Annotated in this window: 15 protein-coding genes; 9 read left to right on the top strand and 6 right to left on the bottom strand. The window is 61.8% G+C overall.

Annotated elements, in window-relative coordinates:
- Nucleotides 1-7: 7 nt before the first annotated feature.
- Nucleotides 8-2,311 (bottom strand): NADP-dependent malic enzyme, encoded by a 2,304-nt coding sequence (locus IEV88_RS11955; protein ID WP_188158226.1) that lies wholly within the window; start codon nt 2,309-2,311, stop codon nt 8-10.
- A 188-nt stretch (nt 2,312-2,499) separates the two neighbouring features.
- On the opposite strand from IEV88_RS11955, the gene IEV88_RS11950 reads away from it, so the two are divergent.
- The gene (locus tag IEV88_RS11950) at nt 2,500-3,084 is read left to right on the top strand and encodes a NifU family protein (protein ID WP_188158227.1); all 585 of its coding nucleotides are present in this window, start codon (nt 2,500-2,502) and stop codon (nt 3,082-3,084) included.
- A 1-nt stretch (nt 3,085) separates the two neighbouring features.
- Here the strand turns inward: IEV88_RS11950 and IEV88_RS11945 are convergent, their stop codons facing one another.
- Nucleotides 3,086-3,283 carry a type II toxin-antitoxin system HicA family toxin gene (locus IEV88_RS11945; protein ID WP_188158228.1) on the bottom strand — a complete coding sequence of 66 codons (198 nt, stop codon included), beginning with the start codon at nt 3,281-3,283 and terminating at the stop codon, nt 3,086-3,088.
- Nucleotides 3,276-3,527 carry a DUF1902 domain-containing protein gene (locus IEV88_RS11940; RefSeq protein ID WP_229731466.1) on the bottom strand — a complete coding sequence of 84 codons (252 nt, stop codon included), beginning with the start codon at nt 3,525-3,527 and terminating at the stop codon, nt 3,276-3,278. Before IEV88_RS11940 ends, IEV88_RS11945 begins: the two co-directional genes overlap by 8 nt.
- 146 nt (nt 3,528-3,673) lie before the next feature.
- Between IEV88_RS11940 and IEV88_RS11935 the strand changes: the two genes are divergently transcribed.
- From IEV88_RS11935 to IEV88_RS11915, 5 genes are read left to right on the top strand one after another with little or no spacing between them, the layout of a single operon-like run.
- Entirely contained in the window at nt 3,674-3,886 is a 213-nt protein-coding gene (locus tag IEV88_RS11935; protein ID WP_188158230.1) for a dodecin, read from the top strand.
- A gap of 44 nt (nt 3,887-3,930) precedes the next feature.
- Entirely contained in the window at nt 3,931-4,560 is a 630-nt protein-coding gene (locus IEV88_RS11930) for a malonic semialdehyde reductase (protein ID WP_188158231.1), read from the top strand.
- A gap of 54 nt (nt 4,561-4,614) precedes the next feature.
- Nucleotides 4,615-5,277, top strand: a complete 663-nt coding sequence (tsaB, locus tag IEV88_RS11925) for a tRNA (adenosine(37)-N6)-threonylcarbamoyltransferase complex dimerization subunit type 1 TsaB (protein ID WP_188158232.1) — start codon at nt 4,615-4,617, stop codon at nt 5,275-5,277.
- A complete protein-coding gene (gene rimI, locus IEV88_RS11920; protein ID WP_188158233.1) occupies nt 5,274-5,735 on the top strand; it encodes a ribosomal protein S18-alanine N-acetyltransferase in 462 nt (153 codons plus the stop codon). Before tsaB ends, rimI begins: the two co-directional genes overlap by 4 nt.
- Nucleotides 5,736-5,764: 29 nt before the next feature.
- Nucleotides 5,765-6,181: a Fur family transcriptional regulator gene (locus IEV88_RS11915; protein ID WP_188158234.1), complete on the top strand. Its 417-nt coding sequence runs from the start codon at nt 5,765-5,767 to the stop codon at nt 6,179-6,181.
- 6 nt (nt 6,182-6,187) lie between these two features.
- Here the strand turns inward: IEV88_RS11915 and cutA are convergent, their stop codons facing one another.
- Complete coding sequence (gene cutA, locus IEV88_RS11910; RefSeq protein WP_188158235.1) at nt 6,188-6,562, bottom strand: divalent-cation tolerance protein CutA; 375 nt, start codon at nt 6,560-6,562, stop codon at nt 6,188-6,190.
- A 78-nt stretch (nt 6,563-6,640) separates the two neighbouring features.
- On the opposite strand from cutA, the gene grpE reads away from it, so the two are divergent.
- Nucleotides 6,641-7,264, top strand: a complete 624-nt coding sequence (grpE, locus tag IEV88_RS11905) for a nucleotide exchange factor GrpE (protein ID WP_188158236.1) — start codon at nt 6,641-6,643, stop codon at nt 7,262-7,264.
- Nucleotides 7,265-7,318: 54 nt separating this feature from the next.
- Nucleotides 7,319-8,668, top strand: a complete 1,350-nt coding sequence (locus IEV88_RS11900) for a surface lipoprotein assembly modifier (protein ID WP_188158237.1) — start codon at nt 7,319-7,321, stop codon at nt 8,666-8,668.
- A gap of 70 nt (nt 8,669-8,738) precedes the next feature.
- On the opposite strand, the gene IEV88_RS11895 is transcribed toward IEV88_RS11900, so the two are convergent.
- Nucleotides 8,739-9,914 (bottom strand): transferrin-binding protein-like solute binding protein, encoded by a 1,176-nt coding sequence (locus IEV88_RS11895; RefSeq protein WP_188158238.1) that lies wholly within the window; start codon nt 9,912-9,914, stop codon nt 8,739-8,741.
- A gap of 107 nt (nt 9,915-10,021) precedes the next feature.
- Complete coding sequence (locus IEV88_RS11890) at nt 10,022-10,264, bottom strand: DUF2061 domain-containing protein (protein WP_188158239.1); 243 nt, start codon at nt 10,262-10,264, stop codon at nt 10,022-10,024.
- Between the two features lie 282 nt (nt 10,265-10,546).
- Here IEV88_RS11890 and dnaK point away from each other — a divergent pair, with 282 nt between their 5' ends.
- Nucleotides 10,547-12,472 carry a molecular chaperone DnaK gene (dnaK, locus tag IEV88_RS11885; protein WP_188158240.1) on the top strand — a complete coding sequence of 642 codons (1,926 nt, stop codon included), beginning with the start codon at nt 10,547-10,549 and terminating at the stop codon, nt 12,470-12,472.
- The last annotated feature ends 3 nt before the right edge of the window (nt 12,473-12,475 follow it).

Here is a 12,475-nt window from a genome sequence, read left to right as displayed (position 1 = left end):
ACCCCTCCTAGTGCTTCTCGGCCCAGTCGCGGTGGGCGCGGTCGAGGTCATAGGCCGACATGGCGGCGAGCGTGACCACGTCGACGACCTTGCCGCCGGTCTGCACGATCTGCACCGGCTTTTCCATGCCGATGAGAAGCGGCCCGATCACGATCGCGCCGCCCGCTTCGCCCATCAGCTTGGTCGCGACCGAGCCTGAGTGGATGCCCGGCGCGATCAGCACGTTTGCCGCGCCGGTCAGGCGCGAGAACGGATAGATCCGACGGTGGCTCTCGTTCAGGGCCATGCGCGGCGTCATCTCGCCCTCATACTCGAAGTCGATATCCGCCCGGCCATCCAGCTCCTTCACCGCGAGTGAGACCCGTTCTGAATATTCCGTCAGCGGATTGCCAAAATTTGAATAGGACAGGAAGGCCACGCGCGGGTTGAAGCCGAGCTGGCGCACTGCGTGGGCCGCCTGCACGGCGATGTCGGCGAGTTGGTGCGAGGTCGGCATTTCGGTGATCGTCGTGTCGGACATGAAGATCGCGCGGCCGCGGGCGAGAATCGCCGACAGGCCGATGACGCGCTCGCCGGGCTTCGCGTCGATCGCCAGCTTCACATTGTCGAAGGCGACATTGTAGTGGCGGGTCACGCCGGTCACCATGCCGTCGGCATGATCCATCGCCAGCATGCAGGCGCCGAACACGTTGCGGTCATTATTGACGAGGCGCTCGCAGTCGCGATACAGCATCCCGCGCCGCTGGTGCCGGGTATAGAGATATTCCGTATACTCCTTGTTGTGGGAGGAGGCGCGGGCATTCCAGATCTCGATATCCGGGTTGGCCACAATGCCGAGATGGTCGAGCTGGCGCTGTACCCGGTCCTCGCGCCCGATCAGGATCGCCTGGCCCAGCCCCTGGCTCTGGAACGCATAGGCCGCGCGGATCACCGTCTCGTCCTCGCCCTCGGCAAACACGATCCGTTTCATCGGGTTGGCGCGTACCGAGCCATAGACCTTCTGCAGGAAGGCCGCCGACGGATCGAGGCGGGTCTGCAGCGTCGCCTTGTAGGCGTCCATGTCCTGGATTGGCCGGCGGGCGACGCCGGTATCCATCGCGGCCTGCGCCACGGCGGGCGGAATATGGGTGATCAGGCGCGGGTCGAACGGCGTCGGGATGATGTAATTGCGCCCGAATTGCAGCCGCGTGCCATAGGCGGCGGCGACCTCGTCGGGCACGTCCTCGCGGGCAAGGGCGGCCAGCGCGTTGGCGCAGGCGATCTTCATTTCCTCGTTGATGGTCCGGGCCCGGGCATCGAGCGCGCCGCGGAAGATATAGGGAAAGCCGAGGACATTGTTGACCTGGTTGGGATAGTCCGACCGGCCCGTCGCCATGATCGCATCGTCGCGCACGGCGTGGACTTCCTCCGGCGAGATTTCCGGCGTCGGATTGGCCATCGCGAAGATGATCGGGTCTTTCGCCATCGACCGGATCATGTCCTGGGTGAATGCGCCCGCGACCGACAGCCCGATGGCGACATCGGCGCCATCCATCGCCTCGGCCAGGGTGCGCTTGTCCGTGTTGACCGCATGGGCCGAGCGCCACTGGTCCATCTTTTCGTCGCGGCCCTGATAGATGACACCCTCGCGGTCGCACAGGATCGCGTTTTCATGGGGCAGGCCCATCGCCTTGATCAGGCCGATCACGGCAAGCGCCGACGATCCCGCGCCGGACACGGCGACCTTCACGTCCTTGATCGACTTGCCGGCGATCTCCAGCGCATTGATCAGCCCGGCCGTGGCGATGATCGCGGTGCCATGCTGGTCGTCATGGAACACCGGAATGTCCATCAGCTCCTTCAACTGCTGCTCGATGATGAACGAATCCGGCGCCTTGATGTCTTCCAGGTTGATGCCGCCGAATGCCGGCCCGAGATATTTCACGCAATTGATGAAAGCTTCCGGGTCCGACGTGTCGACCTCGATATCGACCGAGTCGATATCGGCGAAGCGCTTGAACAGCACCGACTTGCCTTCCATCACCGGTTTTGACGCCAGCGCGCCGAGATCGCCAAGGCCGAGAATCGCGGTCCCGTTGGAAATGACCGCGACCATATTGCCCTTGGACGTATAGTCATAGGCCTTGTCCGGATCGGCGGCGATGGCGCGCACCGGCGCGGCGACGCCGGGGGAATAGGCCAGTGACAGGTCGCGCTGCGTCGCCATCGGCTTGGTCGCGTTGATCTCCAGCTTGCCGGGCTTGCCGCGGGCGTGAAACTCCAGCGCTTCCTCGTCGGTTACCTTGGCGCGATCATCGGTCTGTGATGGCATAGTGTGTGGCTTTCCTCTTCATTATTATGGCGCGATGGCCGGCGGCGGCCTTGTCGGTCCGTTCAAGCCCAATGCGCCCCTTCCCGCAAGAGGCCCGCAAGAGCCTGCAAGCGCCGCCCCATCGTCAGTGGTTGTTTTTCACGCTATCAGGCCGCATATGTGGCGCAAGCTGAAAGGTCACATTGCCCATGTTTATCCAGACCGAAGACACCCCGAACCCCGCCTCGATGAAATTCCTGCCCGGTCAGCCGGTGCTGGGCGAGGGCAAGATGGGCATGGATTTCCCCTCGCGCGACTCTGCCGCCATGGCGCCGATGGCCGAGGCGCTGTTCGACATTGACGGTGTCGACAGCATCTTTCTCGGCGCTGACTTCGTCACCGTCACCAAGACCGACGGCACCGAGTGGCACCACATCAAGCCGGCGATCCTCGGCACCATTGCCGACTATCTCACCGCCGGCCTGCCGGTCCTCAGCGAAGGGGCTGAGACGAAGGACCTGACCGCGGGCTCGCCCGACCAGTATGAAGGCGAGACGAAAGAGATCGTCGAACAGATCATCGAGTTGATCAACACACGCGTCCGCCCGGCCGTCGCCAATGATGGCGGCGACATCATCTTCCATCGCTTCGAGGAGGATACCGGGCTGGTCTATCTGACCATGCGCGGTGCCTGCGCCGGTTGCCCGTCCTCGACCATCACGCTGAAGAACGGCATCGAAAACCTGCTCAAGCACTACGTGCCCGAGGTGAATGCCGTGGAAGCGGTGATGTAGGCTAGAGAGACTTGTCGGAGCCAGCGTCCTTCAAGATGGCATTGGCTGTAAACCGGCTTTTCGTTGAACGCGGCACGACCAGCTTCTGACCGGTGTCCGGATGCACCCAGATTTCATGCGATCCTTTGGCATTGCGCTCATACTCGTAGCCGAGCTGTCTCAAGATTTTGATGATATCCTTGTAGTACCCGCTAGGCACTGACCGCCTCTGGTTTTTCCCAAAGGATGGTAGGCAGCAATTCTCGCAAAGGTTTTGAGGCCAGTTCTGCAGGGGTAAAATGATTGGCCAGAACCAGATCGACGGCAGTGTCGAAAATCAGGGCCTCGAATTCTTCCAGGGTCTCTGCCTCTATATGCAAGCCGTTGATGTTACTGTCGGAATAAAAGACCTTCGCCTCGTCATCCCATCTGGCAGTCACGCGGAAAGATTTCTTGTCTGGCATCATCGGTCTCGCAGCGTTACGGCATCATCCCAGAAGATAGGTATTTTGGTGTCGAAATGCATTATAGCGGTTTGAAGCGGCATCTGCACCTTTTCCTTACTGCCGAACGGACTAAATTCTCGATCAAGCAACCAGAGGAGAACCCCATGTCTGATGACAAGGTCTATGCCGTATCGAAGATTGTCGGCACGTCGAAGAATTCCATCGAGGACGCGATCCAGAACGCCATCGGCACCGCCGCGCAATCGCTGAAGAACCTCGACTGGTTCACCGTCTGCGAGACCCGCGGCTATATCCAGGAAGGCAAGGTCGCCTGGTACCAGGTCACCATCGAACTTGGCTTCCGCTACCAGAAATAATCGCCGACACCGCACATGAAGACCGCGAAAAGGAATACGATATCATGGCCGACCAGCCCGAGAGCCTGAGCGAAAAACCGACCGACAACAAGCCGATCGGCGACCATGCGCTCGACCAGATCCTGCGCGAGGCGCGCACCTATAATGATTTCTCCGAGGAGCCCGTCTCCGACGCGATGATCAAGGCGCTCTACGAGCTGACCAAATGGGGCGCGACATCGGCCAATTCCTCGCCCGCCCGGTTCGTGTTCATCACTTCGCAGGAGGCCAAGGAGCGGCTCGCCCCGCACCTGACCGAGCAGAACCGCGCCAAGACGATGAAATGTCCGCTCAATGTCATCATCGCCCATGACATGGAATTCCACGAGAAACTCCCGAAGCTGTTCCCGCACACCGATGCGAAGAGCTGGTTCGAGGGTGACGCTGCCAAGATCGAGGAAACCGCCTTCCGCAACGGCACGCTGCAGGGCGCCTATCTGATGATCGCCGCCCGCGCGCTGGGCCTCGATTGCGGGCCGATGTCCGGCTTCGACAAGGACGGGGTCGACAAGGAATTCTTCCACGGCACGCCGCTCAAGTCGAACTGGCTGTGCAATATCGGCTATGGCACGACGAAGAACCTGTTCCCGCGCTCCCCGCGCCTGTCCTTCGACGAGGCCTGCGAGATCCTCTGACGAACGGCGACGACACGGTTTGACATTGTCAGGTTTTGTCCCGATGAGAGCGCCATGATCGTTCTGTCCATCGACACCTGCCTGCAGGCCTGCTCCGCCGCCATCGTGCGCGATGGCGCGCCGCTGGCCGTGCGCTCTGAGGGCCGCGAAAAAGGCCATGCCGAGCGTCTTGCACCGCTGGTCGCCGAGGCGCTGGACGTCGCCGGCATCAGCCCGGCAGACATCAACCGCATCGGCGTGACCACCGGTCCCGGTTCCTTTACCGGGGTGCGCGTCGGGCTTGCCTTTGCCCGCGGCCTTGCCGTCGCTCGGCCGGTCGAGCTCGTCGGCATCACCACGCTGGAAGCCATCGCCGCCGCAGTCAGCGTCCATGACGGCGCGGTGCGGGGCGTGCTCATTGATGGCCGTCGCGGGCAGGTCTATGGCCAGCTGTTCGATGGTGCCGCCCTGGTGCCGCTGGCCGGGCCCTTTGTCGAAAATCCCGATATCGCCGCCACCCTGCTGCTGGATCAGGCCGCCGGACGCGATCTCGTGCTTGCCGGCACCGGCGTGCCGCTCGCCTTTCCCGATCGCAAGGACGATTTCGACTGGGCCGCGCAACAGCCCGACCCGGTGGTGATCGCGTCGCTCGCCGCGTCGAGAGCGGCTGACAGGGAGCCGCCTGCGGCCGTCTATCTGCGCCCGCCGGACGCAAAGCCCGCCCGGCCCATGCTATGAGCGCCCGGCCCGTCTCCTGCGCCCTGGCGGGGCCGACCCACGCAGACCTGCTGGCTCGTCTCCATGCCGAAATATTTTCCGAAGAGCCATGGGATGCCGCCTGGTTCGCTCAAATGCTCGCCAATCCCGCGGTCTCCGGCCTGATCCTGTCGCACCCTGCCGCTGACGGTGACCAGCCTGCCGGTCTGGCCCTGACCAGCGCGGTCGCGGAGGAGGCGGAGATCCTCACCATCGGCATCATGCCCGCCGCCCGGCGCCAGGGCCTGGGCGCGGCGCTGCTCGAAGCGGTCATCGGCGATGCCGCCGGGCGCGGTGTGACCCGCCTCCATCTGGAGGTTTCGGCCCGCAACGAGGCGGCGATCTCCCTTTATGAAAAAGCGGGCTTTGCCCGCACGGGGTTACGCCGTAAATACTACAGGAACGGCGCCGACGCCGTGATGATGGCGCATCAGCTCTGACCCCGGAGCATGGAAAAGGCAGGACATCTATGAACCGCATCGAAAATCTCTGCCTCGAAAAAGGCCTGCGCATGACTGACCAACGCCGTGTGATTGCGCGGGTCATTTCGGAAGCGGAAGATCATCCTGACGTTGAGGAAATCCACCATCGGTCCAATGCCATCGACGAGCGCATCTCGATTGCCACCGTCTATCGCACCATGCGCCTGTTCGAGGAATACGGCATTGTCGAGCGCCACGACTTCAACGATGGCCGCTCGCGCTATGAAGAGGCGACGGAAGACCATCACGACCACCTCATCAACCTCAAGAGCGGGGAAGTGATCGAGTTCGTCAATGACGAGATCGAAAAGCTGCAGGAAAAGATCGCCCGCGACCATGGCTTCCGCCTCGTCGATCACCGGCTCGAGCTGTACGGCGTGCCGCTCAAGGACGACGAGAAATAAGCGCGGCTACTGTACCGACACGCATTTGCGCACCCATTCGGCATAGCCTTTCGTCGCGGCGACGACCGGCAGGGCGATGATCTCCGGCACGTCATAGGTATGGTGTTCCATCACGAGCCGGGCCAGCGGGTCGAACGCCCCGCCCATTGTCTTCATCACCAGCAGAAATTCGGTATCCTCCTCGATCTTGCCCTGCCAGCGATACTGGCTGGTGATTTCACTGATATGGACACAGGCGGCGAGGCGGGCATTCAGCACTGCGCGGGCAATCTTTTCTGCGCCGTCCTCGCTCGAGGTCGTCACGTGGACGGCGATCAGGTCGCGCACGCCGCCCGTGATCTGGCCTGTGATCTGGTCGGTAATCTGGGTCTCGTCACTCATGCTTGAAATACTCCTCTAATATGCGTACATGCCGGGTCTCCATTTCCCTGACACACTCCGCGATGAAAAGGCTAGTCGATGAGCGACCGTAACGATCTTGAAAATGATGACCTGGAAAATGAGCCGGGCCTTCTGGATGACGAAGATCTCCGCGAAAACCTGGGCGATGAGTTCGGTCTCGGCGACCCGGAGGACATGGACCTGGGCGACCAAGACCTGACCGGCGAGGCCGTGCGCGCCGCCCAGCTGGAAGAAGAACTGGCCGCGACCAAAGACCGCCTTCTGCGTCTTGCCGCCGACCTCGAAAACACCCGTCGCCGCGCCCAGAGAGAAAAGACCGAGGCCGCGCAATATGGCATTTCCGGCTTTGCCCGCGATCTGTTGTCCGTTGCCGACAATTTCCAGCGCGCGCTGCAAGCTGCGCCCCAGGAGGGCACGGAAGTCAGCGCCGAGACGATGGCTGGTCTGATCAACGGCATCCGCATGACCGAGAAGGAAATGCTGAGCGTGTTCGAGCGCCATGGCGTCAAGCGCGTCTGGCCCGAAGGCGAGAAATTCGACCCGCACCTGCACCAGGCGATCGCCCATGTGCCGGGCAATGGCAAGCCGGCCGGTCACGTCGTCGATGTCGCCCAGCCGGGCTTCGTACTCGGCGAGCGCGTGTTGCGCGCGGCCATGGTCACGGTCTCCTCCGGCGAGTAGCCGTCTTCAATCGTAAACAAGTCTTAACCATGCCGGCCCGACACTGCGGCCTGCATGGTTGGCGCATTCACACCCTCACGGCCCCGCCGGGGCCTGCTGGCGGCTGTTCTCCTGTCGGGAACGGCCCTTCTGGTCGTGCCTGCCGCAGCCCAGCCGGAGACAGTCACCGTTACCAGCGGCCAGGCACTGGTGATCGCCGGCGAGCTTGTTGCCAAGGGCCAGGCCGACGAGGCCGAAATCATCATCGACCGCCTGCTGGCCGAACAGCCGGACGGTATCGACCTGACCCAGGCCGCCTTCCTCAAGGGCATGATTGCCGCCAGCCGCGAGGAATATGCGGCGGCGGAGGAGATCTTCCGGGATATCCTGACCGATAAGCCGGACCTCATCCGTATCAGGCTGGAACTGGCCCGCGTGTTGTTCGAACAGGAAAAGGACACCGCCGCCGCCTATCATTTCCGTCTTGTTCTCGGCAATGGCCTGCCCGACGAGGTCATCGCCAACGTCAAGCGCTACCTGACCGCGATCGAGAACCGCAAGGTCTGGCGCGTGTCACTGTCGATGGCGGCGGAGCCCTCGACCAATATCAATGCCGGGCCGGACGATGAACGCGTCACCCTGTTCGGCCTGCCGTTCCAATTGAGCGACGATGCCCTGTCGCAGAGCGGCGTCGGTGTCTCCACCTCGCTCAACATCGCCGCCATGCCGCAGCTCAACAGCCGGGCGAGGCTGGAGGCACGCGCCGGCATTCGCTATACGGATTATGAGGGCGCCGGCTTCGACGACGCCTTCGTTTATGCCGAGGCAGGACCGCGCATATCCGTGGGCCGCCTCAATGCGGCGATGCTGGCAACGGCCTCGAAGCGCCAATTCGGCGGCGACAATTACTCGACCAGCTATGGCGCCCGGCTGGTGCTGACGACGCCGCTGTCCCAGCGCACCCGCTTCTCCGTCAATCTCTCCGGCCAGGAGGTCGACTATGACCGGGCGATCGCCCGCAACGGGCCGGTCTGGTCCGGCGGTGTCAGCCTTGCCCGTATTCTCGACCGGCGCACCCGCGGCGATATCGGCATCCAGGTCACCCGCGAGGAGGCCGACGCAGACCCGCTGAAGAACACGCAGACGCAAGTCTATGTCTCGCTGATGCGCGAGTTTCCCTGGGGCATCACGGCGGCGGTTCGCCCTGAATATATAAGCCGCGTCTTCGACGAGCGCGCCATCATCGACCCCGATATCCGCGAGGACGAGGCCTTCGCCCTCAGCATGCAGATCACCAAGCGCGACTGGAGCTATCACGGATTCGCCCCGGTCTTCAGCTACAGCTATCTGACCAATTCATCGACGCTGAGCCAGTATGACTATGACCGCCACTCGGCCGATGTCAGCGTCACGCGGGAATTCTAGGCAAAAGAAAACCCGGCCCTTGTGCAAAGGGCCGGGTGAGGTTCCGAGAGGTAAACTGTATTGCTGCGCGTTACTGCTGTGACGTCGCATCCGGGTTGGAGCCGACAAAGCCGCCGATCCCGTGAACATTCTCATTGCCGAAGACGAAGGTGCCGGCCACTTCATCGGCATCGGCGCCGAAGAAGGCCCCTTCCAGCTCGCCGATGATCGAGTCGTCACTATCGCTGACGAAATCGCCGAGGAAGGTGTCGACATAGACATTCCCGGAACCGGTGAAAGTGTCATAGTCGAAATAGTCTGTACGCCCGTTGATTCCGGTTTCGGCGATGTCGGCATCCATGGTGAAGGCCATGGTCTGCGCCGTGAAATCGAAGTCGAAATTGATGCTGCCCGTCAGGAACTGAGTATTGTTGTTCTGCAGGATATGCCCGGCCATGGCCGCGGCATAGCTCGCCGTGCCGGTGCGCGGGACTTCATAGCGCGGTGTCGGCAGGCCGAACACGGCAACGCCATAGCTCGCCTCGTCCGCAGCGGTCTGGTCATACCAGATGCCGAGCGAGGTATAGTTCGTGGTCGTCGCGAAATTATTCAGGCGCAGATGGCTGTAGATCACGCCATTGCTCTCATAGGTAAAGAAATCGCGGTCGCTCAGATAGTCGGCGACGCGGTCCTGAAGGTTGGTCAGCCGCTCCTGGTCTTCCTCCTCTTCGGAGTCTTCCAGCCCGATCAGGAAGCCGTCGACAGCGGCTGGGTTGCCGTCAAAGTCGGCGCCGAAGCCGAACAGGTCCGGGCGCGAGGAGATGACGATGGCCTCGTCGGAATATTCCCAGCCCGTCGTCTCCGCATCCGGTATCGACAGGATGACGTTGCGGAAGGTTTCCGACAGGGTCACGTCGCCGGAAGAAATGTCGAAGGTAAATGTCTGCATGTCCTTGTCGTAGGACATGGTGTTGCCGTCGGCGAAGGAGCCGCGCACGGATTCGCGCAAGCTCAGCGCACCATTCTGGGAGACCCCGAGCCGCATCGTCGTTGCGGCGACAGCGAAGGTCTGGTCGACGCCGTCACCGTTTGACGGGTGGGCGTAGGAGATGTCGGTCAGGATGAAGTTGGATGGCGGCGCGACATTGCCACTGCCATCGAGGACCGGCAGGGTCGGGGTTGGCGTGCCACCGCCACCGGCAGACTGGCAGGCCGCCATGGAGACAGCCGCGATCATCAAAGCGAAGAAATGTGCCGTGCGCATCATGCCCGGTTCCCCTATGCAAAAGAATACTCTGCATCACGACATACCAGACCCGGATGAATGCATGGTTAAGGCACTTTCTATGATTGCGCCGGTCTCACCGGCGGGCCTCAGGCGGCAAGGCTGTGCGTGTGCGGCTTGCGCGGCGTACCGGCCCGCGACCACAATTTTTCGTGGATATTGTAGAAGATGGTCTGCACGAAGGGCTCGATCAGGCCGATCGACAGGGCGATGGCAATGGAGCCGGTCAACGCATAGGCGACGATGAACGCCACCGTCAGGTGCATAATCCCATAGGTTGCCGTCTTGAGAACGGACCTGTTTTTCAGGGCGTTGGTTGCTATTCTGACCATGGCGTTGCTCCTCGAACCTGTTATCAAAAAAATTGATGGTACTAACAATATGTATCCAAAACACCGATCAATCCAGAAGCGTTCGCTTTTATCGCAAAAATGTGATGCCGCACGGGCCGGAATGGTTGCGCACCCGTGAAGCCCTGCCTATATGCGCTTCGAAGCCGGTTTTGCCGGTCCAAATCATTATCTTAAGGGGCTAGCCGCCCGCGAGTGCTCACCAAGGTGTCTCAGGCGCCGGAGGCTCCTTTAAGGCCAGCCTGCTAAATGGAGACAAATAATATGGGTAAAGTAATTGGGATCGACCTCGGCACGACCAACTCCTGCGTCGCCTTCATGGACGGCAAGGATCCGAAGGTCATCGAAAACGCCGAGGGCAACCGTACAACGCCGTCCGTCGTCGCCTTCACCGAGGATGGCGAACGCCTGATGGGCCAGCCGGCCGTGCGCCAGGCCGTGACCAATCCGTCCAACACCTTTTTCGCGATCAAGCGCCTGATCGGCCGCACCTTCGAGGACCCGACGGTCAAGAAAGACGCCGAGATGGTCCCCTATGCGATCGTCAAGGGTGACAATGGCGATGCCTGGGTCGAAAGCCGCGGTGAGAAATACGCCCCGTCCCAGATTTCCGCCTTCATCCTGCAAAAGATGAAAGATACCGCCGAAGCCTATCTCGGCGAGACCGTCACCCAGGCCGTCATCACTGTTCCCGCCTATTTCAACGACGCCCAGCGCCAGGCAACCAAAGACGCCGGCAAGATCGCCGGGCTTGAAGTGCTGCGCATCATCAACGAGCCGACGGCTGCCGCGCTCGCCTATGGCCTCGACAAGCAGGAAGGCAAGACCATTGCCGTCTACGACCTTGGTGGCGGTACCTTCGATATCTCGATCCTCGAGATCGGCGACGGCGTGTTCGAGGTCAAATCCACCAATGGCGACACCTTCCTCGGCGGTGAAGACTTCGACATGCGCATCGTCGAATATCTCGCGGACGAGTTCCGGAAGGACCAGGGCATCGACCTGCGCAAGGACAAGCTCGCCCTGCAGCGTCTGAAGGAAGAAGCCGAGAAAGCCAAGAAAGAGCTGTCTTCGGCGACCCAGTACGAGGTCAACCTGCCCTATATCACGGCAGATGCCTCGGGCCCGAAACACCTCAACCTGAAACTGTCTCGCGCCAAGTTCGAGAGCCTCGTCGAGGATCTGGTCAAGCGCACGGTCGATCCGTGCAAGGCCGCGCTCAAGGATGCCGGTGTTTCCGCAGCCGACATCGATGAAGTCGTTCTCGTCGGCGGCATGACCCGCATGCCGAAAATCCAGGAAACCGTGAAGAAGTTCTTCGGCAAGGACCCGCACAAGGGCGTCAACCCGGACGAGGTCGTCGCGCTTGGCGCCGCGATCCAGGCCGGTGTCCTGCAGGGCGACGTCAAGGACGTGCTGCTGCTCGACGTTACCCCGCTGTCGCTCGGTATCGAGACGCTGGGCGGTGTCTTCACCCGCCTGATCGACCGTAACACCACCATTCCGACCAAGAAATCCCAGGTCTTCTCGACCGCCGAGGACAACCAGTCCGCCGTGACGATCCGGGTCTTCCAGGGTGAGCGCGAGATGGCCGCCGACAACAAGATGCTCGGCCAGTTCGATCTTGTCGGCATTCCGCCGGCCCCGCGTGGCGTGCCCCAGGTCGAGGTCACTTTCGACATCGACGCCAACGGCATCGTCAACGTGTCCGCCAAGGACAAGGCGACCAACAAGGAACAGTCGATCCGGATCCAGGCCTCCGGCGGCCTGTCCGACGCCGACATCGAACAGATGGTCAAGGACGCTGAAGCCAATGCCGAGGTAGACAAGCAGCGCCGCGGTCTTGTCGAAGCCCGCAACCAGGCAGAGGCCCTGATCCACTCGACCGAAAGCGCCCTGAAAGAGCATGGCGACAAGATCGGCGACTCCGAGAAACAGGAGATCGAAGGCCAGATCACCAGCCTGAAAGAGCTGACCGATGATGAAAGCGTCACGGTCGAGAAGCTGCAGGAAGGTATCCAGTCCCTGGCCCAGGCCTCGATGAAGCTGGGTGAGGCCATGTATGGCGCCCAGGGCGGCGGCAGTGATGCCGGCGAAAAGGCGGCAGCGGCCGATGCGGCCCGCGAGGCAGCCGAGGACGCTGACATCGTCGATGCCGACTACGAGGAAGTAGACGGCGACAAGAAATAGAAC

The sequence above is a fragment of the Aquisalinus flavus genome (assembly GCF_014640095.1).
In the GTDB taxonomy this organism is placed as follows: Bacteria; Pseudomonadota; Alphaproteobacteria; order Caulobacterales; family Parvularculaceae; genus Aquisalinus; species Aquisalinus flavus.
This window is presented reverse-complemented; position numbering and strand designations above follow the sequence as displayed.